Source organism: Rugamonas sp. FW305-51 (assembly GCF_058786935.1).
Window position 1 is genome coordinate 54,443 of sequence record NZ_JBYSZG010000011.1, and the last position, 23,866, is coordinate 78,308.

A 23,866-nucleotide genomic window follows, 5' to 3' on the forward strand; every position below is an offset into this window, starting at 1 on the left:
GTTTCAGGCGTCCACAGCTTGCCGGCCCAGCGCCGGATCGTCCGTGAAGAAACCATCCAGCCCGGTGGCGATGTAACGCCGTATCTCGGCCACGGAGCCCGCTTCGTTGCGCACGTTGTCGCCCGCGCCGTCGCGGAAGTCGGCCGCCAGGAAGCGGTTCTCGGGACGGAAGGTCCACGGTTCTATCCGCAGTCCCGCGCGGTGGGCGTCGTCCACCAGCGCGCTGGGCTGGCCCAGCTTGCCGTCCTTGCCGAGCGGGATGATGGCGCGCGTGGGCGGTGCCACCACGTCCGCATAGGCGGCGATGTCGCGCAGGCCCGCTGGCGTGCACATTTGGGCGAAGGTGAGCGTGCCGCCGGCCGCCGCGATATCGCTGGGCCGCACCGCGTCGGGCACCACCAGCTGCATCAGGCGCAGGTTGGCGCGCCGGCCCAGCTTGCCGCGCAGGTATTTCAGGTTGGCCACCTCGAACGACTGGATCTCGACCGGATTGCGGCGCGTGTAGTCGTGGCCGGCCAGGATGGCGAGGAAGCGCTCTTCCAGCGGCAACCCCACGCTGGCGAAATAGGTGGAGCTTTTCAGTTCCGGCACCAGGCCGATCACGCGCCCGCGCGCGGCCGACTCGGCCGCCACGAAGTCGATGATCTCTTCCCAGCTCACCACCTGGAACTGGCCGTTGTACTGGGCGCTGCCGGGACGGGCGTCGGGCAGGCGCTCGACGGCGCGCAGGCTCTTCAGCTCGGCCAGCGTGAAGTCGTCGACGAACCAGCCCTCGTGGGTTTCGCCGTCGATGGTCTTGCGGCTGCGGCGGCTGGCGTATTCGGCGCGGCTGGCCACGTCCGTCGTCTCGGTCAGGTTCGCTTCATGGCGGGCCACCAGCACGCCGTCCTTGGTGCAGACCAGGTCCGGCTCCACGTAGTCGGCGCCGTCGGCGATAGCGCGCGCGTATGAAGCCAGCGTATGCTCGGGCCGCAGCGCGCTGGCGCCCCGGTGGCCGAACACGAGCGGCCTGGCCTGCGCCGATGTCTGCGCCGGTGCCGGCGCGCTTACCTGCGTCGATGCCTGCGTTGATGCCTGCGTTGATACCTGCGTTGATACCTGCGTTGATGCCTGCGCCAGTGCCTGCGCCGATGCCTGCGTCGCCGCGGCCAGCGCCGTAGCCGGGGCCAGCAGGGCGCAGCCGGTGGCGGTCGCCGCCGCGTGGATGAAGCCGCGGCGCGACAGGCGGCTTGGGTAGAAAGTGCTCATCAGAAGTCTGCCATCACGGTAAGGAAGGCCTGGCGCGGCGGGATAGGGAAGGTATTGTAGGTCTTGTCGGCCGCGCCCACCACCACGTTCAGGCTGCCGCTGCGGTCCAGCAGGTTGCTGACGTTGACGCGGTAGCGCGCGTTCTTGAGCACGCCGCCGTTCAGGAATGGCAGCTTGCCGGACACGCCCAGGCTCAGCAGGAAGTAGCTGGGCACGCTCAAGTCGTTGGTGTAGGTGGCGTAGCGCTTGCCCACGTAGTCGCCGATCAGCTGGAATTCCGTGTCGGCCACGGTGGCGGTGGCGACGAACTTGTTCATCCACTCCGGGCTGCCTGGCACCGATTTGCCGGCCGTGGGCACGATGGCCGCGCCGTTGCTGTAGTTGTCCGAGTAGGTGGAGTGGTTGTAGGACAGCGCATCGTAGAACGAGAACGCGCGGCCGAAGTGCACGGTGCCCGACAGGTCGATGCCGTCCGTCTTGACGCTGCCCACGTTGGCCAGCACGGGATTGCCGCCGATGATGGCCAGCAGCACGGGCGTGGGGCTGATCTGCAGCAGGCGGTCCTTGAAGTCCACGTGGTACACGCTGACCTGGCTGTCGATGGCCGTGACGGGGCCGGCCGGCAGGATATGGCTGCTGCGCAGGCCCGCTTCATACGTGACCGACGTTTCGGGCTTGGCCGTGGCCTTGAACAGGTCGAACGCCTGCTGGCTGGCCAGGCTCCACGGCGAAGCGCCGCCGCCGCCGTAGGTGACGAACTGGCGCATGTTCTTCTGCACGTTGACGAACAGCTGGTCCTGGGCGCTGATATCCCAGCGCAAGCCGGCCTGCGGCAGGAACCATTTCCTGGTGATGATCTCGCCTTCCGGCAAGGCCAGCGAACCGTTGGCGATGGCGCCCTTGGCCGGCTGCACGGGAAAGCGGCCCTCGGCGAACTGCAGGCTGGACTTGAAGCCGGCCTGCAGCGCCAGGCCGGGGCGCACGCGCCATTCATCCTGCACGTGCAGCTGGGCCACCTTGTTGTTGATCTCGCTGCCGTATTGGGTGATCAGCGGATCGCTGGGTCGGTCGTATGGCGAGCTGGGGTGGTTCACGTCCAGCGCGTACCAGCGGCGGTAGGCTTCCGAACGGTTATGTTCGAGCCACAGGCCGGCCTGCAGCTGATGGTCGCCGAGTTCCGTGCGCACGGTCGACAGCAGGCCGGCGCGGTTGATCGCGTATTCCGTGGTGCGGGTGGCGTAGCCGGAATTGCCGAACACCTGCTTGAGGTTCTGGTTCGGATAATAGACGCTGAACAGGCCGGGCAGGCCGGCCACGCCGATGGGGCCGGCCACCACGCCCACCCCGTCATCGTGATGGTAGTAGACCTGGTTGGACCAGGTGGTGGCGTCGCTCAGGTTGGCCTCGTATTTGGCGTAGGTCAGGTAGTCGGTGCGCTGGGCGTCGCTGTAGTAATTGCGGTAGTTGTTGCCGTCGGCGGCCGGGGTGGCGCCGGTGGGCGACAGGTAGGCCAGCGCGGCGGCGAAGTCCGGGTACAGGAAGGGACGGGTGTAGGGCGCGCCCTTTTCGCCGGCCACGTGGACCGTGCTGTCCTCGTTCGGTTCGGTCTTGTCCGAATAGTTGAAGAATACGGTCAGCTTGCCCGCCTCGCCGCGGTTGACGAACTTGGCGTTGACCTGGTCGCCGCCCTGGCGGCCCTGGAAGTCCCAGGCCCGCGCTTCGTGGTGGATGGCCGACAGGTAGGCGCTGTTGCCGTTGCCGAAGTTGCCCGTGTCATAGCGGGCATAGGTGCGCGAAGTACGGTAGCTGCCCACGGTCTGCTGCACGGTGGCGCCGCGCGTGGCCGATGGCTCGGCCGAGAAGGTTTCGATGGTGCCGCCCAGGTTGCTGGTCGAAGCCGTGGCCAGGTCGCCCGCGCCGGACGACAGGATCACGCTGCTGACGTTCTCGCTGATGACGGCGCGCTGCGGCGACAGGCCGTTGTAGTTGCCGTACTGCTGGTCGCCCAGCGGCACGCCATCCATCGTGTAGCCCAGCTGCTGGCCGCTGAAGCCGTGCACGAACAGCGACAGGTTCTGCTCGTTGTTGCCCCACGGGTCGGCCGTCTGGAAGCTCACGCCAGGCAGCGTATGCAGCGCCTTCAACGGATTCACGCCGGGCAGGATCTTCTGCATGTCGGCCTTGCCCAGGGCGACCGAGGAGCGGGTCTTGCGGGTGGCGATTTCGACCGTCGTGATGGGGCCGACGGTGGCGGCCGCCTCGGTGGCATAGTCGGCGGCGGCGGCCGAGCTGTCGGCGGCGATCAGGGCGGCGCTGTCGGGCGCGCCCATGTCGGCCACGGCGGCGGCCACGTTGGCGGCCATCGGCGCCAGCGGGAAACTGAGGATTGCCAGGCAGGCGGCCATGGCACTGTAGCGGGCGCGGGGAGTCGTGCGTATCATCATCAAGCCTTGAGTGGAATTCCGTTAGAGGGGGAACTGCGACGCGGCGGATGATAGGCAGTCTGTGTGACGCCTTGATGACGGGCGCTGGAGGCGGCATTCCAATCGGCGGTGCGCCCGGCTGGACAAGCGGGCAGGGCGCTCGTACACTGCCCTGACTACTATGCATGCGAGGCGGGGAAACGATGGGCAGACTGGGAATGACGGCAGCGGCGGTGGCAATGGCGGTTGCGCTGGCGGGTTGCTACACCGTCGACCAGAACCGTTTTTCCAGCTTCGTGGCCAGCACGGTGGCGCCCGGCATGCCGATGGAGCAGGCGCTGGTGCGCATGGCGGCCGAGGGATTCTATTGCGACAGCAAGACGGAAGCGCCAGCCATCGTCTGCACGCGCAGCCAGCAGCGGGTATTTCCCGGCAGCTGCATCGAGCGAGTAGACCTGAGGCGCAGCGGCTCAGGCAAGACGCTAGGCGCGGTCGACATCGCGCCCATCAAATGCGTGCACTGGTAAAACAGGCCCGCAAGTAGCCCCCACAAAAAAATGGGGACGTACCCCATTTCCGGGCCTGCGAGCCGACACAAGAGAAAATGCAGAAAATGGGGTACGTCCCCATTTTTGATGCAGAAAATGGGGTACGTCCCCATTTTTGGCCCCCCAATTTTCGGGGCCGGTGCCTTAGTGCTTGGCGTCGCCCACGGGGATCAGTACTTCGACCGGCACGTCGCTGGTGAACAGCTGGGCGCAATCGACTTTGTCGTAGTCGTAGTGCTGGCCGCAGAAGTCGCAGTTCACACCTACGTGGCCCAGCTCGGCGAGCACGCTGTCGACTTCCGCGCGGCCCAGCATCTTGAGCATGTTGCCCACTTTTTCGCGCGTGCAGGTGCAGTGGAACGAGGGGTGCACGGGGTCGAACACGCGTATCGTCTCTTCCCAGAACAGGCGCTGCATCAGTACGTCGATTTCCGTGTCCAGCAATTCCTGCTGTTTCAGGGTGGAGCCGAGGATGACGGCGCGGTTCCACGTTTCCAGCGCGTCTTCCTGCGACAGGGGCACCGCTTCCGCCTTGCCGCCATGGTAGGGCAGCTTTTGCAGCAGCAGGCCGCGCGCCACGTCGTCGCTGGCGGCCAGCCACAGCTTGGTGTCGAGCTGTTCGGAACGCAGCATGTAGTTCTCGATCACGGTCGAGACGTCGTCGCCGTCCAGCGGCACGATGCCCTGGTAGGGCTGCTGGCCCGGCACTTTGTCGGCCGGGTCCAGCGTGATGATGAAGCGGCCCTTGCCGTGCTCGTTGAGCAGCGCCATCAGGCCGGCGTCGTCGGCGATGGCGGCGTCCGGCGCCACCTTGGCCGTCGCCCGCAGGCGCAGTTCGGCGTCGCACTCGACCACCAGCAGGCGCACGGGACCGTCGCCATGGATCTGCATGATGATGGAGCCGTTGAACTTCAGGTTGGCCGACAGCAGGGCGGCGGCAGCCACCATTTCGCCCAGCACTTTCTTGACGGCGGCCGGGTAGTGGTGACGCGACAACACCTCGCGCCAGGTGGCGGAAACGTCGATGAACTCGCCGCGCACGGCGGCGTTTTCAAAGATGAATTTCTGCAGGGTGTCCGGGGTAGTGTTCATCGGGGTAGTGCTCATATTCCTTATCCGATCTTGTTAAGTTGCGTCTTGAACATCTGGCCGCGCTGGACATAGTTGTCCGCGTTGCCTTGCAGACGCTCGATTTCTTCCGCCGTCAGCGTGCGCACGGCCTTGGCCGGCGTGCCGATGATCAGCGAGTAATCCGGGAATTGCTTGCCTTCCGTGACGAGGGCGCCGGCGCCCACCAGGCAGCCCTTGCCGATCACGGCGCCGTTCAGGATCACGGCCTGGATGCCGATCAGGGCGCCGTCGCCGATGGTGCAGCCGTGCAGCATGGCCTGGTGGCCGATGGTGACGTTGCGGCCCACCGTCAGCGGATAGCCCATGTCCGTGTGCATCACGGTCGATTCCTGTACATTGCTGTTTTCACCTATCGTGATGCGCTCGTTGTCACCCCGTATCGTCACGCCGAACCAGACGGAAGCGTGGTCGTGCACGGTGACCTTGCCGATCACGTTGGCGGTGTCGGCAATGAAAGCGGATGCGGCGATGTCAGGCGCGTGTTCGCCCAGTTGGTAGATAGTCATGGGATACCTTGGTTGTGAGCAACGGGATGGCGCTATTTTACGCCCTGGCCGCCATTGCCTGCCATTGCCCGCCAAAAACGGCCGCCGCAGGTCAGTCGCACATTAATCGAACGGTCGTGCTATTATTTTGCTTTCTGGCCGGCAAGCCGCCTATATTGCGCCAAGCGCACCCATTTCAAGGCAGACCATCATGCATACAGCATCGCGTTCCGAATTCCTCACCGTGCGCGGCCTGCGCTATCACGTGCGCCACTGGGGCCGGGTGGGCGCGCCCAAGATCGTCATGGTGCATGGCTGGATGGATGTGTCGGCCTCGTTCCAGTTCGTGGTCGACGCGCTGCAGGGCGACTGGCACGTGATCGCACCGGACTGGCGCGGTTTCGGCCTGTCCGAACGCGCCGGCACCGATACCTACTGGTTCCCCGACTACCTGGCCGACCTGGACGCCATCCTGCGCCATTACGCGCCCGATGAAGCGATCAACCTGCTCGGCCACAGCATGGGCGGCAACGTGGTGGGGCTGTATGCGGGGGCGCGGCCGGAACGCATCCGCCGCCTGATCAATCTGGAAGGCTTCGGCCTGCGTGCCAACCGGCCCGAACAGGCCCCGCGCCGCTACGCCAAGTGGATGGATGAGCTGCAAGATCCGCCCACCATGCGCGGCTACCCCTCGCTGGAGGCGGTGGCGGCCCGCCTGCAAAAGACCAACCCGCGCCTGACGGACGCCCGCGCCGCCTTCCTGGCCCGGCACTGGTCGGCCCAGAATGCAGCGGGGCAATGGGAAATCCTGGGCGACCCGGCCCACAAACGCATGGGGCCGCTGCTGTACCACGTGGAGGAAGTCATGGCGTGCTGGAAGGCCATCACGGCGCCCGTGCTGTGGGTGGAGGCGGTCCACACCAATATGTGGGACTGGATGGGCCCCAAGCCGGAAGCGCGCCTCGAGATCGACCGCCGGCTGGGCCATCTGGCCGACGTACAGTGCAAGATGATGGACGATGCGGGCCATATGCTGCACCACGATCAGCCCGAGTTACTGGCCCGCATGATCGAGGAATTCCTGGGCTGACGCACAAGCTGGCAAGACTTAAGCCAGCTCTAACGGCTTGCAGGCAAGCAGCGTACAATGAACCTTTCCGTACTGCTGAAGCAAGGCCTGATTTGCGTATGTTAAAAGTCGATCTACACTGCCATTCCAATGTTTCCGACGGCGTGCTCGCGCCGCCCGTCGTGGCGCAGCATGCGCGTAAGGCGGGGGTGGATGTGTGGGCCCTGACCGACCATGACGAGGTGGGCGGGGTGGCCGCTGCCCGTGCCGCGGCCCGGGAGCTGGGCATGCAGTTCGTGTCGGGGGTCGAGATTTCCATTACCTGGGCCAAGGAGACGGTGCACATCGTCGGCCTGCAACTGGACGAAACCAATCCCGCCCTGCTGGCCGGCCTGGCCCGCACCCGTTCCGGGCGCGATGCCCGCGGGCGCGAAATGGCGGCCCAGCTGGCCGCTGTCGGCATTCCGGACGCCTACGAAGGGGCGCTCAAGTACGTGGGCAACCCGGACCTGATGTCGCGCACCCATTTCGCCCGCTACCTGATCGAAATCGGCGCCTGCGCCAACGTGCCCGACGTGTTCAAGAAATACCTGACCGAAGGCAAGCCGGGCTATGTGCCGCACAGCTGGGCCAGCCTGGCGGACGCCGTGGGCTGGATACGGGGCGCCGGCGGCATCGCCGTGATCGCCCACCCGGGCCGCTACAAGTTCAACCAGCTGGCCCAGGACGCGTTGTTCGATGAATTCAAGCAGCTGGGCGGCACGGCCATCGAAGTGGTGACGGGCAGCCACACGCCGGACCAGTATGCCGTCTATGCCCAGCTGGCCAACCAGTACGGCTTCCTGGCCTCGCGCGGCACGGACTTCCATGCGCCGGGCGAGGCGCGGGTCGATTTCGCGCTGCTGCCAGCGCTGCCGGCCAATGTGACACCGGTCTGGCACGACTGGTTCTGACTGCGCAACGCTCCTTGCTTGTAATTCCCGGCCGTTGCCCTTATCTTATGATTTCGGCATTGGCCTTTGGGAAACCTTCATGAAACGCATCTTCCTGTTTATCGCCACCAACCTCGCAGTGATGTTGGTGCTGTCCATCGTGCTGTCCGTGCTGGGCATCGGCCGTCCCGGCGTGAACGGCGGACTGGACCTGGGCAACCTGCTGGCGTTCTCGCTGGTGGTGGGCTTTACGGGCGCCATCATTTCCCTCTTGATCAGCAAGCCCATGGCCAAGTGGAGCACGGGCGCGCGCGTGATCGACACGCCATCCAATTCCACCGAGCTATGGCTGGTTAACACCGTCAAGGCGCTGGCCGAGCGGGCCGGGGTGGCCATGCCGGAAGTGGCCATCTACCAGGGCGAGCCGAACGCCTTCGCCACGGGCGCGTTCAAGAACTCGGCCCTGGTGGCCGTTTCCACCGGCCTGCTCGAGAGCATGAACCGGGACGAGGTGGAAGCCGTGCTGGGCCACGAACTGGCCCACGTGGCCAATGGCGACATGGTGACCATGACCCTGATCCAGGGCGTGGTCAACACCTTCGTCGTATTCCTGGCGCGGGTGGTGGGCTATTTCGTCGACCGCGTGCTGCTCAAGGGCGATGGCGAGCGGCGCGGCCCCGGCATTGGCTACACGGTCACCGTGTTCGCCTGCGAAATCGTGTTCGGCCTGGCCGCCTCGCTGATCGTGGCCTGGTTCTCGCGCCAGCGCGAATTCCGTGCCGACGCCGGTTCGGCCCGCCTGCTCGGTTCCAGCCTGCCCATGCAACATGCGCTGGCCCGCCTGGGCGGCCTGGAGCCGGGCGCCTTGCCGCAGTCGCTGTCGGCGTCCGGCATCACGGCCGGCGGCGGCTGGGGCGCCCTGTTTTCCACCCACCCGCCGTTCGAGCAGCGGATCGCGGCCTTGCGTAGCGTACAATTGTGAGCAATCTAACAGCGGGGCGCCTGGCCGCCCCAGCCATGGGCTTATGAGTCAATTCTTCCAGATCCACCCCGACAATCCCCAGCAGCGCCTGATCAAGCAGGCCGTCCAGATCATCCACGGCGGCGGCATCGTCGCGCTGCCCACGGATTCCTGCTACGCGCTGGTGTGCCATCTGGACGACAAGTCGGCCGTGGAACGGTTGCGCCGTATCCGCGACATCGACGAGAAGCACCACCTGACCCTGCTGTGCCGCGACCTGAGCGAGATCGGGGTCTATGCCCGGGTCGACAACCGCCAGTTCCGCCTGCTCAAGGCGGCCACGCCGGGGCCGTTCACCTTCATCCTGGAGGCGACCAAGTGCGTGCCGCGCCGCCTGAGCCACCCGTCGCGCAAGACCATCGGCCTGCGGGTGCCGGAAAACGCCATCGTGCAGGCGCTGCTGGAGGAACTGCAGCAGCCGCTGCTGGGCACCACGCTGATCCTGCCCGGCGACGACGATACGCTGACGGACGCCGACCACATCCGCGAACGGCTGGAAAAGCAGATCGAGCTGATCGTGGACGGCGGCGCCTGCAGCCTGGAGCCCACCACCGTGATCGATCTGAGCGGCACCGAACCCGAACTGGTGCGCCAGGGCCGGGGCGACGCCAGCGCGTTCGGCCTGTAAGTGCGCCCCCATTCCACCCGCCGCGGCGGGCTTAACCCAGCTTTAAGCGGCGGCCGCTCCAATGGCCACTTCGCCGCTCTGATAAAATCGCCCCCATGAACGATTACCAAACCATCCTGGTCTACGCCCTCCCGGTGCTGTTCGCCATTACCCTGCACGAAGCGGCCCACGCCTACGCGGCCCGCTATTTCGGCGACAACACGGCCTTCCTGGCCGGGCGCATGAGCATGAACCCCATCAAGCATATCGACCTGCTGGGCACCATCATCATTCCCATCATGCTGTACCTGGCCACGGAAGGTAAATTCGTGTTCGGCTACGCCAAGCCGGTGCCGGTGGACTTTTCCGCCCTGCGCAACCCGAAAAAGCAGATGGCCTGGGTGGCCCTGGCCGGCCCGGCCGCCAACTTCGTGATGGCGCTGGGCTGGATGCTGCTGGCCCTGGTCGAAGCGGCCGCCGGGGTGACGGAACCGTTCTTCATCCGCATGGCCCAGGCCGGCATCCTGACCAACATCCTGATGTTCGCCTTCAACCTGGTGCCCATACCGCCGCTGGACGGCGGCCGCATCCTCACCAGCGCGCTGCCCCATGCGATGGCCTACAAGTTCGCCCGCATTGAGCCCTATGGTTTTTACATCGTGCTGGCCTTGATATACTTCAAAATTCTCAATTTCTTCGTCGTGCCGCTGGCCATGCTGACGGAATTCGTGCTCCGCATGCTGCTCACGCCGCTTACCTTACTTTTAAGCTGACCTATTATGTATCCCGATCGCGTAGTTTCCGGCATGCGCCCCACCGGCGCCATGCACCTTGGCCATTACCATGGTGCACTGAAGAACTGGATCAAGATGCAGTCCGAACTGCCTTGCCTGTTCTTCGTGGCCGACTGGCATGCCCTGACCACCCATTACGACGATCCCTCCATCATCGAGCGCAGCACCTGGGACATGCTGGTGGACTGGCTGGCGGCCGGCATCGACCCCTCGCAGTCCACCCTGTTCATCCAGTCCAAGGTGCCCGAGCATGCCGAGCTGCACCTGCTGCTGTCCATGGCCACGCCGCTGGGCTGGCTCGAGCGCGTGCCCACCTACAAGGACCAGATCGAGAACCTGGCCAACAAGGACCTGGCCACCTACGGCTTCCTCGGCTATCCGCTGCTGCAGGCGGCCGACGTGCTGATCTACCGCGCCAGCCAGGTGCCGGTGGGCGAGGACCAGGTGCCCCACATCGAGATGATGCGCGAAATTGCCCGCCGTTTTAACCACTTGTACGGCAAAGAGAAGGGTTTCGAGGAAAAGGCGCAGGAAGCGGTGAAGAAGCTGGGCAGCAAGCGCGCCAAGCTGTACAACGAATTGCGCACGGAATACCAGCAGGACGGCAAGGACGATGCACTCGAGCAGGCCAAGGCCATGCTGGACGACGCCCAGAGCCTGTCCATGATAGACCGCGAGCGCCTGTTCGGCTACCTGGAAGGCAGCCGCAAGCTGATCCTGGTGGAGCCCCAGGCCCGCCTGACGAGCGCTTCGCGCCTGCCGGGCCTGGATGGCCGCAAGATGTCCAAGAGCTACGGCAACGCCATCGCCCTGCGCGAGGACAAGGAAGTCGTCACCAAGAAAGTGCGCACCATGCCCACCGACCCGGCCCGCGTGCGCCGCACGGACGTGGGCGACCCGGCCAAGTGCCCGGTCTGGCAATTCCACGAAGTCTATTCCGACACGGCCACCAAGGAATGGGTGGTCAAGGGCTGCAAGTCGGCCGGCATCGGTTGCATCGAATGCAAGCAACCGGTGATCGACGCCATCGTCAAGGAACAGGAACCGATGCACGAGCGCGCCCAGCAGTACCTGGACGACCCGTCGCTGGTGCGCGCCATCGTGGCCGACGGCAACGACGTGGCCCGCAAGCTGGCCCAGGAAACCATGCGCGACGTGCGTGAAGCGATGGGCCTGGCCTACTGATGGACGATCTCATCTCTCCCTGGGTGCGCCGCTTCGCGCCCCTGATTCCGGGCGGCGAAGTGCTGGACCTGGCCTGCGGCAGCGGCCGCCATGCGCGCCACCTGGCCGCGCTCGACCATGCCGTGGTGGCCGTGGACCGCGACCCGGCGGCGCTGGCCGCCGCGGCCGGCCCCGGCATCGTCACCTCGGAAATCGACCTGGAAGGCGAGGGCGCCGCGTGGCCGTTCGGCCCCCGGCGCTTTGCCGGCATCGTCGTCACCAATTATTTGCACCGCCCCCTGCTCGCTGCCATGCTGGACAGCCTGGCGCCGGACGGTGTGCTGATTTACGAAACCTTCGCCGACGGGAACGCCCAGTTCGGCAAGCCATCCAATCCCGCCTTTCTGTTGCAGGCGGGCGAACTGCTGACCTGGGCGCTCAACCACGAGTTGCGCGTCGTCGCGTTCGAGGATGGCGTCGTAGAAGCGCCAAAACCTGCGATGGTGCAACGTATCTGCGCCGTCAAGCAGGACTTCCCCCGTGTGGCGGCCCTGTTGCCGCCATTTTGAACAGTGATTTGTAGGTGGCGATGCACCACTGGCGCGGGCTATCGTCTACAATCGTTGTTTTAATACTTTATGCAATTGGTTTCCTATGATTAAGGGCAGCATAGTAGCAATCGTCACCCCGATGCATGCAGACGGCAGTCTGGACTTCCCGGGTTTGAACAAGCTGATCGACTGGCATATCGCGGAAGGCACGGACGGCATCGTGATCGTCGGCACCACCGGCGAATCGGCCACCGTCACCGTGGAAGAGCACTGCGCGCTGATCAAGGCCGCGGTCGAGCACACCAAGGGCCGCATCCCCATCATCGCCGGCACCGGCGGCAACTCGACCGCCGAAGCGATCGAGCTGACCCGCTTTGCCAAAGAGGCTGGCGCCGACGCCGCCCTGCTGGTGGTGCCTTACTACAACCGTCCTACCCAGGAAGGCATGTACCAGCACTTCAAGGCCATCGCCGAAGCGGTGGACTTGCCCATCATCCTGTACAACGTGCCGGGCCGTACCGTTGCCGACATGAGCAACGAAACCATCCTGCGCCTGACGGCCATCCCCAACATCGTGGGCGTCAAGGATGCGACCGGCAACATCGGCCGCGGCCTGGACCTGCTGCGCCTGGCACCGAAGTCGTTCGCCGTCTATTCGGGCGACGATCCTTCGGCCATGGCTTTGATGCTGGCTGGCGGCAAGGGCAATATTTCCGTGACGGCCAACGTGGCCCCGCGCGCCATGCACGAGATGTGCAAGGCCGCCATGGAAGGCGACATCGCCAAGGCCGTGGAGCTCAACAACAAGGTGTTCCCGCTGCACCAGAAGCTGTTCATCGAACCGAACCCGGTACCCGTCAAATGGGCGCTGGCCGAAATGGGCATGATGCCGGCCGGCATACGCCTGCCGCTGGTGCCGCTGGCTGGCGAGTACCACAACGCCGTGCGCGCGGCGCTGCGCGAAGCGGGCATCCTGCCGTAAGCAGGCTGCCTGGTTCGCCCGGTCCGTACCCCATTCTGATTCCAGCTGTCATCCAGCTTCTTATCCAGTAACGACATGACTATTCGCAAGACAGCATCTATTTCCTCGCAGCGCGCCCTGATCGTGGGCGCCTTGATGGCCAGTTTGACCGGTTGCGGCATGATCGGTTCCGTTGTCGGCAATGACAAGGTGGATTACAAGTCCGCCAAAAAGGCCAGCACGCTCGACGTGCCGCCGGATCTGACGCAATTGCAGAAAGATAACCGCTACTCGCTGCCCGATTCGAGCAACGGCATCGCCACCGCTTCCGGCTACAACGCGCAAAAGGGCAGCGGCCCGGTGGCGTCGGTGCAGGCCGGCACGGCCGTGGCGCCGGCCGCGATGAACGACATCCGCGTGGAACGGGCCGGCAACCAGCGCTGGCTGGTCGTCAAGCAGGCGCCGGAACAGCTGTGGCCGCAATTGAAGCAGTTCTGGGAAGATGCCGGCTTCACGCTGGCGCTGGACATGCCCACGGCCGGCATCATGGAAACGGAATGGAACGAGAACCGGGCCAAGATTCCGCAGGACTTCATCCGCAACACGGTGGGCAAGGTGTTCGATTCGCTGTATTCGAGCGGCGAGCGCGACAAGTTCCGCACCCGTCTCGAGCGTAACGCCGACGGCAGCACCGAGATCTACATCAGCCACCGCGGCGCCCAGGAAGTGGTGACGGGCGCCCAGAAGGAATCGACGATGTGGACCGCCCGTCCCAACGATCCTGGCCTGGAAGCGCAATTCCTGGCGCGCTTGATGACCAAGCTGGGCAGCACGGAAGATGCGCAGGCCAAGACGGCTGTCGCGTCCGCCATCGTCCAGCCGCAGCACGCCACGCTGGTGGGCGCCGGCGCCGAGCGCGCCGTGTCCGTGGACGAAGGTTTCGACCGCGCCTGGCGCCGTGTGGGCCTGGCGCTGGACCGGGCCGGCTTCACGGTGGAAGACCGCGACCGCACCCAGGGCACTTACTTCGTGCGCTATGTGAACCAGGAAGCGGGCGAAACCAAGGGCTTCTTCAGCAAGCTGTTCAGCTGGGGCGAGTCCGAGTCGGACAAGGAAGCGCAGCGCTACCGCATCGCCGTCAAGGCCGGCGCGGGCAGCGACAGCCTGGTCACGGTGCTCAACAATACCGGCAAGCCGGAAACGGGTCCGGTGGCCGAAAAGATCCTGACCCTGCTGCACGAGCAACTGAAGTAAGGGAACTATCGTCGCGGCATGCACCGCGACTGCACGCCCGGCGCGCCCGCGCGGTGGCGTCATCCGAAACCGGCCGCTGGCCGGTTTTTTTTACGCCTTGTGGCGGAACTGGTCTTGATTATGAAACTGGCTGAACTATGATGGGTGATGTACGGCAATGACTTTTGTAGGGACGAAAAAAAAACCGGCGCAGGGCCGGTTTCTTGAAGTTCAGGCGTAAAAAAACCGGCCCGTAGACCGGTTTCTTTACGCAAGCTGATTACTTCGAAGCAGCGGAAGCAGCCGAAGCAGCCGAAGCGGCAGGAGCAGCAGCAGCGTCCGAAGCTGCAGGAGCAGCAGCCGAAGCGGCAGGAGCAGCAGCGTCAGCAGCAGGAGCGGCTGGAGCAGCAGCAGGAGCAGCGGCTTCAGGAGCGGCTACTGGAGCTGGAGCAGCAGGAGCTTCTTCTTTTTTCGAGCAAGCAGCCAGAGCAACAGCCAGCAGGGAGACGATCAGCAGGGATTTTTTCATGGGGTTTTCCTTAATTAATTCAAAATTAAAAACAACATTGTTGCGATGAATAATTACCGGTAATTATCGCTCATTAGGTCGTCTTCGAAGGCTTTTCGTACCATAGGGTGCCTGCCAGACAACGGAAACTTCCTAACCGAATATTATAGCGATTTTTGGTGCGTCGCAATAGCGCTAACAGTCGTTTTTATAACTATTTTGCGATATCGCAACATTTCGTTTCAAACCCCGTGGAACGGAATTTCACCAAAATACCGGCGTTCAAGCGCGCACTTCGCATTTTACCTTGATCTGGCTCATAATCCAGCCGTACTTACATGTAAACCGGGTGAGGATTCCTTCCAGATGGCAATAAATCGTTCCGTGCAGACTTGCGTGTCCGCTGGCGAGTCGAAAACGGCTTCGCCGCGCAAGTGATCGGCATGGAAACGGCGCACCAGGTCGCGCCCGTCGCCGATGCAGAACGAGTCCGTCAGCTGGCGCAGGTTCTGGTGGGTGAGCCGGCACTCGATGGCGTGGCCGTAATCTTGCAGCAGGCGCAGGAAGCGCGGCGCGTTGCGTTCCAGGTGGGCGTTGCTGTGGGCGACCAGTTGCAGCTGCCCGCCGCCGGCAAGAAACGGGCGCAGGATGGCGTCCGTCGCGCTGCTGCCCAGCTGCCACAGGGCGAAATCGGGATCGAACAGTTGCAGCCGCAGGTGGGCCCGGGACAGGCACAGCTGCAGCAGCTGCTCGAATTCCCGGCGGCTGGAAAACGCTTGCACTTGCTTGTCCACTTGCTTGTCCACGTAACCTCCTCCTTAGCCCCGGGCCGTTCAGGCCAGTTCGATCCAGCCGTCCTGATACCACGTATAGAGTGCGTCCATCACATCGTCCGAGGCGCCGGCGATGGCGGCGCCGTCCAGCGCGCGCTGGTTGGCCAGCGCTTCCAGCGTGACCTTGTCGGCGCGGCCGATGGCGAACGATTCGCCGTTGATGAACACATGCTTGCCACGGTACAGCATCTGCGTCTTGCGCGACAGCACCAGGCCCTTTTTGGCGGCCGTTTCAGCGAACTTGCCCACCGTTAGCGGCTTGGCCGGGCCCTTGAAGAACACATTGTGCTTCGGCTCGGACAGGTGCTCGCCCAGGAAGATGGTGACGTCGTCTTCCGTGAAGCGCACCTTGTTCAGTTCGTCGGCGATGGTGCTCAGCATGTGGCGGGGGATTTCCGCCGGCTTGGCCGTCGTTTCCAGCCCGGGATCGGCGTAGCGGCCCGGCAGGTCGATGGAATCGGCCATGAATTGCAGGAACGCTTCGCCCAGCTCCTGGTAGGACGGCGAACGGAAGCCGATGGAATAGGTCTGGCAGTCGCCGATGGCCACGCCGTCGTGGGCGTAGTGGGGCGGCAGGTACAGCATGTCGCCCGGCTCCAGCACGAATTCCTCGTTCGGCTTGAACTTGGACAGTATCTTGAGCGGCAAGCCTTCCACCAGGCTCAGGTCCTTCTGCGGGCCGATGCGCCAGCAGCGCTGGCCCTGGGCTTGCAGCAGGAACACGTCGTACGAGTCGAAATGGGGACCGACACCGCCGCCGTCCGTGGCGAAGCTGATCATCAGGTCGTCCAGGCGGGCATCGGGGATGAAGCGGAACTGGCGCAGCAGCTCGTCGGCCTTGGCGTCGTGCAGGTTGACGCCCTGGACCAGCAGCGTCCATTCCTTCTGGCTGCGCGGGGGCAGGTGTTCCAGCGGGCCGTGCTGCATGTTCCAGTGGCCGCCGGTGGCCGTCACCAGGCGCGATTCCACGTGGTCCTGGGTGGCCATGGTTTGCAGCGCATCGAGGCTGACCAGCGGCTTGAAGCCGGGGATGGCCTGGCGGATCAGCAGGGGTTTTTTGTGCCAGTATTCGCTCAGGAACTGGGCGGGCGTGATATTGCCGAGGAGAGGTAATTTTTTCATGCCCCATTATAACAATCGCGCCTGCGGCCCGGCAGCCTCGCGGCGCGGCTTTTTCCGGGCCTGGCGGGGGATAAATGGCGGCAGGCTGTATAATTTGCCTGCTCATTAAAGAAAGGATACAACAATGAAGATTGCCAAGAACACGGTCGTGACTGTGAATTACAAGCTGTCCGATGCCCAGGACAATCTGATCGAAGACGGCCGCGAGCCCATGGTCTACCTGCACGGTGGCTACGAGAACACCTTGCCCAAGATCGAGGAAGAGCTCGACGGCAAGGAAGTGGGCTACTCGTCCATCATCCAGATCGAGCCGGAAGATGCGTTCGGCGACTACGATCCGGCGCTGGTCAAGGTCGAAGAGCGCAACCGCCTGCCCGAGCCGCTGGAAGTGGGCATGCAGTTCGAAGGCATGCCTGACGGTGACGACGAGGAAGCCATGATCTTCACCGTGACCGACATCGCCGACGACAAGGTCGTACTGGACGGTAACCACCCGCTGGCCGGCATGGCGCTGCGCTTCTCGCTGAACGTGGCCGGCGTGCGTGCTGCCACCGACGAGGAAATCGCCCATGAACACGTGCATGGCGCCCATGGCCATCACCACGGCGACGACGGTGACGAAGGCGAAGACGGCGATCACGTCGCCATTCACCCCATCCACTAAGTCCTGACGCCGCGCCGTCCACGGCCGCAGCGCGCGGCCGTGGACGGCGCGTGTCTATTGCGGCGCCACGTCGGCGTTGCCGCCCCTGACCATGAACAGGGCGGCGGCGCCCGGCGTGACCCGTACCTCGGCCCATTCCGCGGCCAGGCTCAAATGTCCCACCCTGCCGTGCCAGTTGATGGCCGGTTCGCTGCCGGCCCCGCCCTGGGCGTCCACCAGCAGCACCGTTCCCTTGTATTGTTCCGCCATGGTGCGGATCTGGCGCCGCGGTTCGGCAAAGCCATCCTGCCTGGGCAGAAAGCCCGACAGCAGCGAAAAGCCTGTTTCCGCCTGCAGGCCGATGTCGCCGTCCGAGAACAGCACCAGCCCATCGAGCTTGCGATGCTCGGCCAGCGTGAACAGCCGGTGCAGCCAGGCCCGGTTGGCCACCAGCCGGTCTTCGTATTCGCTGTTGCGGCCCGCCTCGGGGCGGAAGTGGTTGTTCTTGGCCGGCAGGTTGATGGTGGCGAACAGCACGTTGCCGTACTCCCAGTGCGCGTTCTCCGCGTAGCTGCGGAACTTGGCCGTGGCCGACTGGCGCGTGAGGAGCAGGCGGCGCGTGCCCAGCGACTGGCTGTCGGCGAAGAACAGCTCGCGCAGCCGGTTCAGGCGTTCGATGGCGTTGGAGCGGCCGGCCGAGTTGAGACAATCGGCCCAGTCGCTGCCGGCCAGCGAGACGATCAGCGGCACTTCCGCTTCGTCGAGCAGCTGGCGGCGCTGGGCGTACAGCTTGTCGCTGCACGGCTCGGCGCCGGCCTTGACGCCGGTGGCCACGATGAACGCCGGCCCGGCGGCGCCCGCATCGGCAATGGCGCGCCGCTGCGCCGCCTCGTCGCCGCCGCTGCCCAGGGTGTGGCCGATCACGTTGAACTGGAACGGCGCGCCGCGCGCGGCGGCGGATGCGAGGGCCGGGCTGGATGCCGTCTTGGCCGCGCCATGGCTGCCGCGCGTGCGGGCCGGGCCGGCAGCCATGGCGGCCGGCGACAGCAGCAGGACCAGCGCCGCCAACGCGGCGGCTAACTGGCGGAGCGGTCGGCCGGCGCGGCGCATCATGCCAGGGCCGGTTGCGCCAGGCGTTTGATTTCGTACAGCCGTTCCAGCGCTTCGCGCGGCGACAGCGCGTCCGGGTCGAGCGCATCGAGCGCGCCCAGCAGGGCCTGCACGGCCGGATTGTCGGCCGCACTGGTCGTAGCGGCGGGCGCCACCGCTTCGTCGTCCGCGTCCGCCGTCGGCATGGCGAACAGGTCCAGCTGCGGCGTGGCGTCCAGCGCCTGCGCCTCCAGCCGCGCCAGGTGCTTGCGGGCGGCCCGGATCACGGGCTGCGGCACGCCGGCCAGCTGCGCCACCTGCAAGCCGTAGCTTTGCGAGGCCGGGCCGTCCTGCACCGCGTGCAGGAACACGATGCTGTCCTTGTGTTCGACGGCCGACAGGTGGACGTTGGCCGCCGTCGGATGGCTCTCGGGCAGCTGGGTCAGCTCGAAGTAGTGGGTGGCGAACAGCGAGAAGCTGCGGCTGCTGTCGATCAGGTGGCGGGCAATGGCCCAGGCCAGCGCCAGGCCGTCGAAGGTGGACGTGCCGCGGCCCACTTCATCCATCAGCACCAGCGAATGCTCGGTGGCGCCGTTCAGGATGGCGGCCGCCTCCGTCATCTCCACCATGAAGGTGGAACGGCCGCCGGCCAGGTCGTCGGTGGCGCCGATGCGGGTGAAGATGCGGTCGATGGGGCCGATTACGGCGCTGGCGGCCGGCACGTAGCTGCCCACGTAGGCCAGCAGCGTGATCAGCGCCACCTGGCGCATGAAGGTCGACTTACCGCCCATGTTGGGGCCGGTGATCAGCAGCAGCCGGCGTTCGTTGACGAAGCGGCAGTCGTTGGCGATGAAGCGCTCGATCTGGTTTTCCACCACCGGGTGGCGGCCCTCGGCGATGTTGATGCACGGTTCGGCCACCAGCTGCGGCGCGCACCAGTTGTGGCGTAGCGCGTGCTGGGTCAGGGCGGTCAGCGCATCGAGCCGCGCCAGCGCCTGCGAGATGGTCTGCAGCGTGCCGATGTGCGGCGCCAGGTCGGCCAGCAGCTGGTCGTACAAGAGCTTCTCGCGCGCCAGCGCGCGGTCCTGCGCCGACAGTGCCTTGTCTTCGAAGGCCTTCAGTTCCGGCGTGATGTAGCGCTCGGCGTTCTTGAGCGTCTGGCGGCGGCGGTAGTCGTCCGGCACCTTGGTGGTCTGGCCGTGCGTGACTTCGATGTAGAAGCCGTGCACCTTGTTGTACTCCACGCGCAGGTTGGCGATGCCGGTACGGGCCCGTTCGCGCGTCTCCAGGTCGACCAGGAACTGGCCGGCGTTTTCCGACAGGGCGCGCAGCTCGTCGAGTTCAGCGTCGTAGCCGCGCGCGAACACGCCGCCGTCGCGCACCATGGCCGCCGGTTCCGGCGCCACGGCGCGCACCAGCAGGTCCAGGCAGTCTTCCGGCGTGGAGAGGGACGCATGGGTTTGCGCCAGCAGGCCGTCGGTGCCGCCGGCCAGGCTGCGCTCCATGCTGTGGCGCAGGGCCGGCAGCTGCTGCAAACCGTCGCGCAGGCTGGCCAGGTCGCGCGGCCGGGCCGACAGCAGGGCGATGCGGGTGGTGATGCGTTCGATGTCGGGCACCTGGGCCAGCGTGGCCGACAGCGTGCCCGTCACGTCGCTGGCGGCCAGCGCGCCGATCGCCGCGTGCCGCGCGCGCGCGATGTGCTGCGCGCGCTGCGCGTGGTGCAGCCAGTAGCGCAGCAGGCGCGAACCCATGGCCGTGCGGCAGTGGTCCAGCAGCGAGAACAGGGTGGGCGACTCCTGGCCGCGGATGGTCTCGGTCAGTTCCAGGTTGCGGCGGGTGGCCGCGTCCAGGCCGATGAATTCGTTTTCCGTTTCCGTCGTCAGGCTGCGCACGTGCTGCAGGCCGCGGCCCTGGGTCGATTGCGCATAACGCAGCAGCGCGCCGGCCGCGCCGAAGGCCGCGCCCAGGCCGTCGGCGCCAAAGCCCGTCAGCGTGGCCACGCCCAGCTGGTCGAGCAGTGCCTTGTGGCCGCTGACCACGTCGAAGTGCCAGTCCGGCACGCGGTTGACGTGGCAGGTGGTCGCTTCCTCGAACAGGTCCGCGTTATCGCCGCGCAGGATCTCGGCCGGCGCGATGCGCTCCAGCTCCTGCAGCATGCGGGTGCTGACGGTGCGGCTGTCGCCCGAGAACTCCATCAGCTTGAGCGCGCCGCTGGCCAGCGACAGCCACGCCAGGCCGGCCGTGACCACCTTGCGCTGGCTGATCAGGCACATGGCCAGCAGCGGGCGCTCGGCCTTTTCCGGCAGCAGGTCGGCGTCCGTCAGGGTGCCGGGCGTGACCACCCGCATCACCTTGCGTTCGACCGGGCCCTTGCTGGTGGCCGGGTCGCCGATCTGCTCGCAGATGGCGCACGACTCGCCGATCTTGACCAGCTTGGCCAGATAGCCTTCCAGCGAATGGAACGGCACGCCGCACATCTTGATCGGCTGGCCGCCCGAACTGCCGCGCGCCGTCAGCGTGATGCCGAGCAGGCGCGCCGCCTTTTCCGCATCCTCGTGGAACAGCTCGTAGAAGTCGCCCATGCGGTAGAACACCAGCATCGTCGGATGCTCGGCCTTGATGCGCAGGTACTGCTGCATCATCGGGGTCACTTTTTCGGTGGGGCTGTTCTTGACGGCGGCGGCGTTGATTTCGTTCGGGACGGTGGTCATTGGTTCTTTTTCGGCGGTGCGATGAGTCTGGTTTTGCGCGGGCACAAACGGCCCGCGCGCTGAACCCGTCATTTTACCGCTTTCGGGGGGGATATTACGTACAACGGTGGTGGTGGGCGGCGCGGGCGGTGCGGATGGCGTGCTTGGTTCGCCAGAGACTGATTATTGTGGCACCTGGTGCTATAGTGGGGCAGGCATGGGCAATACGTGTGGAGGAGACGGCCAATGAAAGATAACGTGGTGGAGAATCGGCGTGTCTTGCTTGAATTGTTGGAGACTGCGACAGAGTTGAGCCAGTACGGATTGTTATCCAAGACCGATTTGAGATCGCTTAAAGGATTGTGCGAGACGCCGCCACAATATACGGCCAGCCATGTCGTCGCGATCCGAACTGGTAAGGCGAAAATGAGCCAGTCCGTTTTTGCATCGCTGCTGAACGTCAGCGTCTCGACGGTACAGAAATGGGAGTCCGAGAGCTCCGGTAAACGACCCGGCGGGGCTGCCGCGAAATTACTCCATTTGCTGGAAACAAAGGGCATAGAAGCGTTAATTTAGATCGGTTGCAGGCATTTGTAAGGGGGAGTAATTGACGTGGCATTATCGCCGTCAGCAAGGATTTTCCATTGCAGTCACCTCTACCAATGGCCCAGCAGGTGCTCATAAGTTCTCCCGTGCTCAAACTTGTCAAAAGACCGGTTATGGCGCGTCCGTGCCACCGCATTTCAGGAACCGCCGTGCGTGGGGCGCCGTAGTACGAAAGCTGGTTCATTTAATGTACGCAATCGTCCGATCTGCTATCCCATTCAGAGCGGACCATCTTGATCAACTAATCAAAAAGCAAGAAAGTACATCCTGGAAAGACTTCCTTGCCGCCTGATTTTGGCGCTAGCGCACCATGCCATCCAGTTCTGCGCAGACATCGTCTGGCAGGTAGAGCGTTCGCGCCGCAAGGTTTTCCTTGAGGTGGGCGATTGATGTCGTCCCCGGAATGAGAAGGATATTCGGGGCCCGATGAAGGAGCCAGGCCAGTGCCACCTGATTTGGTGAGGTGTGCAGGCGGGCGGCCACGTTTGACAACGTAGCAGACTGTAGGGGAGAGAACCCTCCTAATGGGAAGAACGGGACATACGCGATGCCATCGCGGGCCAGTTCATCAATCAAAGCGTCGTCAGTCCGATGAGCCAGGTTGTAGTGGTTTTGCACACATGCGATGTCGCATAGGCGCCGTCCTTCCGCCACTTGGGCATGGGTCGCGTTACTCAGCCCGATATGGCGAATCAGGCCCTTGTTCCGCAACTCGGCCAGCGCGATGAGCGATTCTTCGATTGAACCCTCGGCCGGCCGCATAGGATCAATCATCATCCTGAGATTGACCACATCCAGCCGCTCGATGCCCAGGTTGCGCAAATTGTCGTGCACCGCCTGCTCCAGTTCGGCCGGCGACGAGGCCGGCAGCCAGGACGCGTCGGCCCCACGCCGGGCGCCGACCTTGGTGGCGATGACCAGGCCATCGCGGTAGGGGTGCAATGCCTCGCGGATCAATTGGTTGGTGACATGCGGGCCATAGAAATCACTGGTGTCGATATGGTTTACGCCGGATTCGACCGCGGTTCGCAGAACGGCGAGCGCCGCTGCCTTATCGGCAGGGGGGCCGAAGACGCGCGGCCCCGCAAGGCGCATGGCGCCGTAACCAACGCGATTGATTGCCAAGTCGCCGAGGCGATAAGTAGTAGGTTGCTTAGACATAGTGGACCTCCTTGGGGATGGGGAGGCTAGTGTAGATAAGGAAGTGTCGTTCGATAAGCCGCTATAATTGGTACAACCTGTACGAAAATCCGCACAATGAAAGTTGACCTTTCCGACCTGAACGCTTTCATTGCCGTGGCACGCGCCAACGGTTTCCGCGACGGCGCCCGCTCGACAGGCCTCAGCGCCTCCGGTTTGAGCGAGGCGGTACGCCGGCTGGAGGCGCAGCTAGGCGTGCGACTGCTGAACCGCACGACACGAAGCGTGGTTCCCACTGAAGCGGGCAAGCGCCTTCTGGCGCGCCTCGGCCCTGCACTGACCGAGGTCGAAGCCGCGCTGGGCGAAGTGAATGATTTCCGTACCCGTCCCGCCGGCACGTTGAAGTTGAACGTACCTGTCAGCGCGGCACGGCTGGTGCTGCCGGCCATCGTACCGGCTTTCCTGGCCGCCTATCCCGAAATACAGCTGGAAATTATCGCGGAAGAAAGCTTCGTCGATGTGCTGGCCGCAGGCTGCGATGCCGGTATTCGTTATGACGAGCGCCTCGAACAGGACATGATAGCGGTGCCTATTGGACCTCGAGTGCAGCGTTTCGCTGCCGCTGCTGCGCCTTCCTACCTCGATAAACGCGGGCGTCCCGAACATCCCAGCGAACTGCTCCAGCACGATTGCCTGCGCATGCGTTTTGGCGGCCGCGCCGTGCAACCATGGGAATTCAAGCGCAACGAAGAAACAATGAAGGTGAATGTCGATGGTCCGTTGTTGGTCGAACGTGCCGGTGCCGCCGATTTGCTCGTGGACGCGGCCAAGGCAGGAAGCGGCATTGTCTATCTATTCGAAGACTGGCTGCGCCAGCATCTGGAGAGTGGCGTCCTCGAAGCAGTGCTGGAACCATGGTGGCTATCCTTCTCAGGCCCTTTCCTTTACTATCCCGGACACCGCCTCGTCCCGCCACCACTGCGCGCTTTCATCGACTTCATCAAGCATGGCGCCCCCACATAAAATCCACCCGAAGGCCGCGTTCGCCGGAATACGAGCGAGGGCAGG

General features: G+C 64.6%; 23 protein-coding genes. 13 read left to right on the forward strand and 10 right to left on the reverse strand.

Annotated elements, in window-relative coordinates; translation table 11 throughout:
* Window positions 1-3 precede the first annotated feature (3 nt).
* Both AC3WOS_RS10235 and AC3WOS_RS10240 read right to left on the reverse strand, forming a co-directional pair.
* On the reverse strand, window positions 4-1,248 hold the full coding sequence (locus AC3WOS_RS10235) for a glycerophosphodiester phosphodiesterase (RefSeq protein WP_492715824.1): 1,245 nt from the start codon (window positions 1,246-1,248) through the stop codon (window positions 4-6).
* Window positions 1,248-3,692 (reverse strand): TonB-dependent receptor, encoded by a 2,445-nt coding sequence (locus AC3WOS_RS10240; RefSeq protein ID WP_492715825.1) that lies wholly within the window; start codon window positions 3,690-3,692, stop codon window positions 1,248-1,250. Before AC3WOS_RS10240 ends, AC3WOS_RS10235 begins: the two co-directional genes overlap by 1 nt.
* Before the next feature lie 182 nt (window positions 3,693-3,874).
* Here AC3WOS_RS10240 and AC3WOS_RS10245 point away from each other — a divergent pair, with 182 nt between their 5' ends.
* Window positions 3,875-4,198: a hypothetical protein gene (locus AC3WOS_RS10245; protein WP_492715826.1), complete on the forward strand. Its 324-nt coding sequence runs from the start codon at window positions 3,875-3,877 to the stop codon at window positions 4,196-4,198.
* Window positions 4,199-4,363: 165 nt separating this feature from the next.
* Here the strand turns inward: AC3WOS_RS10245 and hslO are convergent, their stop codons facing one another.
* Both hslO and AC3WOS_RS10255 read right to left on the reverse strand, forming a co-directional pair.
* On the reverse strand, window positions 4,364-5,326 hold the full coding sequence (gene hslO / locus AC3WOS_RS10250) for an Hsp33 family molecular chaperone HslO (RefSeq protein WP_492715827.1): 963 nt from the start codon (window positions 5,324-5,326) through the stop codon (window positions 4,364-4,366).
* A gap of 5 nt (window positions 5,327-5,331) precedes the next feature.
* Window positions 5,332-5,856: a gamma carbonic anhydrase family protein gene (locus AC3WOS_RS10255; protein WP_492715829.1), complete on the reverse strand. Its 525-nt coding sequence runs from the start codon at window positions 5,854-5,856 to the stop codon at window positions 5,332-5,334.
* Between the two features lie 190 nt (window positions 5,857-6,046).
* On the opposite strand from AC3WOS_RS10255, the gene AC3WOS_RS10260 reads away from it, so the two are divergent.
* From AC3WOS_RS10260 to bamC, 9 genes are all read left to right on the forward strand, one after another.
* On the forward strand, window positions 6,047-6,925 hold the full coding sequence (locus AC3WOS_RS10260; protein WP_492715830.1) for an alpha/beta fold hydrolase: 879 nt from the start codon (window positions 6,047-6,049) through the stop codon (window positions 6,923-6,925).
* Between the two features lie 98 nt (window positions 6,926-7,023).
* Window positions 7,024-7,857, forward strand: a complete 834-nt coding sequence (locus tag AC3WOS_RS10265) for a 3',5'-nucleoside bisphosphate phosphatase (RefSeq protein WP_492715831.1) — start codon at window positions 7,024-7,026, stop codon at window positions 7,855-7,857.
* A gap of 79 nt (window positions 7,858-7,936) precedes the next feature.
* Entirely contained in the window at window positions 7,937-8,818 is an 882-nt protein-coding gene (gene htpX, locus AC3WOS_RS10270; protein ID WP_492715832.1) for a protease HtpX, read from the forward strand.
* Between the two features lie 43 nt (window positions 8,819-8,861).
* Window positions 8,862-9,485 (forward strand): L-threonylcarbamoyladenylate synthase, encoded by a 624-nt coding sequence (locus AC3WOS_RS10275; RefSeq protein ID WP_492715833.1) that lies wholly within the window; start codon window positions 8,862-8,864, stop codon window positions 9,483-9,485.
* A gap of 95 nt (window positions 9,486-9,580) precedes the next feature.
* The gene (locus AC3WOS_RS10280; RefSeq protein ID WP_492715834.1) at window positions 9,581-10,237 is read left to right on the forward strand and encodes a site-2 protease family protein; all 657 of its coding nucleotides are present in this window, start codon (window positions 9,581-9,583) and stop codon (window positions 10,235-10,237) included.
* Between the two features lie 6 nt (window positions 10,238-10,243).
* Complete coding sequence (locus AC3WOS_RS10285) at window positions 10,244-11,443, forward strand: tryptophan--tRNA ligase (RefSeq protein ID WP_492715835.1); 1,200 nt, start codon at window positions 10,244-10,246, stop codon at window positions 11,441-11,443.
* Complete coding sequence (locus AC3WOS_RS10290) at window positions 11,443-11,991, forward strand: class I SAM-dependent methyltransferase (protein WP_492715836.1); 549 nt, start codon at window positions 11,443-11,445, stop codon at window positions 11,989-11,991. Before AC3WOS_RS10285 ends, AC3WOS_RS10290 begins: the two co-directional genes overlap by 1 nt.
* Window positions 11,992-12,076: 85 nt before the next feature.
* Window positions 12,077-12,955, forward strand: a complete 879-nt coding sequence (dapA, locus tag AC3WOS_RS10295; RefSeq protein ID WP_492715837.1) for a 4-hydroxy-tetrahydrodipicolinate synthase — start codon at window positions 12,077-12,079, stop codon at window positions 12,953-12,955.
* A gap of 75 nt (window positions 12,956-13,030) precedes the next feature.
* Window positions 13,031-14,188 (forward strand): NlpB/DapX family lipoprotein, encoded by a 1,158-nt coding sequence (bamC, locus tag AC3WOS_RS10300; RefSeq protein WP_492715838.1) that lies wholly within the window; start codon window positions 13,031-13,033, stop codon window positions 14,186-14,188.
* Between the two features lie 259 nt (window positions 14,189-14,447).
* Here the strand turns inward: bamC and AC3WOS_RS10305 are convergent, their stop codons facing one another.
* From AC3WOS_RS10305 to AC3WOS_RS10315, 3 genes are all read right to left on the reverse strand, one after another.
* On the reverse strand, window positions 14,448-14,696 hold the full coding sequence (locus AC3WOS_RS10305; protein ID WP_492715839.1) for a hypothetical protein: 249 nt from the start codon (window positions 14,694-14,696) through the stop codon (window positions 14,448-14,450).
* Window positions 14,697-14,992: 296 nt separating this feature from the next.
* On the reverse strand, window positions 14,993-15,481 hold the full coding sequence (locus AC3WOS_RS10310; RefSeq protein WP_492715840.1) for a DUF7931 domain-containing protein: 489 nt from the start codon (window positions 15,479-15,481) through the stop codon (window positions 14,993-14,995).
* A 27-nt stretch (window positions 15,482-15,508) separates the two neighbouring features.
* Window positions 15,509-16,630 carry a JmjC domain-containing protein gene (locus AC3WOS_RS10315; RefSeq protein ID WP_492715841.1) on the reverse strand — a complete coding sequence of 374 codons (1,122 nt, stop codon included), beginning with the start codon at window positions 16,628-16,630 and terminating at the stop codon, window positions 15,509-15,511.
* Window positions 16,631-16,754: 124 nt separating this feature from the next.
* Between AC3WOS_RS10315 and AC3WOS_RS10320 the strand changes: the two genes are divergently transcribed.
* The gene (locus AC3WOS_RS10320; protein ID WP_492715842.1) at window positions 16,755-17,294 is read left to right on the forward strand and encodes an FKBP-type peptidyl-prolyl cis-trans isomerase; all 540 of its coding nucleotides are present in this window, start codon (window positions 16,755-16,757) and stop codon (window positions 17,292-17,294) included.
* Between the two features lie 54 nt (window positions 17,295-17,348).
* Here AC3WOS_RS10320 and AC3WOS_RS10325 read toward each other — a convergent pair whose 3' ends face one another.
* Window positions 17,349-18,341, reverse strand: a complete 993-nt coding sequence (locus tag AC3WOS_RS10325; RefSeq protein WP_492715843.1) for a hypothetical protein — start codon at window positions 18,339-18,341, stop codon at window positions 17,349-17,351.
* A gap of 41 nt (window positions 18,342-18,382) precedes the next feature.
* Window positions 18,383-21,073, reverse strand: a complete 2,691-nt coding sequence (gene mutS, locus AC3WOS_RS10330) for a DNA mismatch repair protein MutS (RefSeq protein WP_492715844.1) — start codon at window positions 21,071-21,073, stop codon at window positions 18,383-18,385.
* A gap of 225 nt (window positions 21,074-21,298) precedes the next feature.
* Between mutS and AC3WOS_RS10335 the strand changes: the two genes are divergently transcribed.
* The gene (locus tag AC3WOS_RS10335; protein ID WP_492715845.1) at window positions 21,299-21,628 is read left to right on the forward strand and encodes a helix-turn-helix domain-containing protein; all 330 of its coding nucleotides are present in this window, start codon (window positions 21,299-21,301) and stop codon (window positions 21,626-21,628) included.
* Window positions 21,629-21,958: 330 nt separating this feature from the next.
* Here AC3WOS_RS10335 and AC3WOS_RS10340 read toward each other — a convergent pair whose 3' ends face one another.
* Complete coding sequence (locus AC3WOS_RS10340) at window positions 21,959-22,819, reverse strand: aldo/keto reductase family oxidoreductase (protein ID WP_492715846.1); 861 nt, start codon at window positions 22,817-22,819, stop codon at window positions 21,959-21,961.
* A 96-nt stretch (window positions 22,820-22,915) separates the two neighbouring features.
* Between AC3WOS_RS10340 and AC3WOS_RS10345 the strand changes: the two genes are divergently transcribed.
* Window positions 22,916-23,821, forward strand: coding sequence for a LysR family transcriptional regulator (locus AC3WOS_RS10345; RefSeq protein ID WP_492715847.1), 906 nt, complete (start codon window positions 22,916-22,918; stop codon window positions 23,819-23,821).
* Window positions 23,822-23,866: the final 45 nt, after the last annotated feature.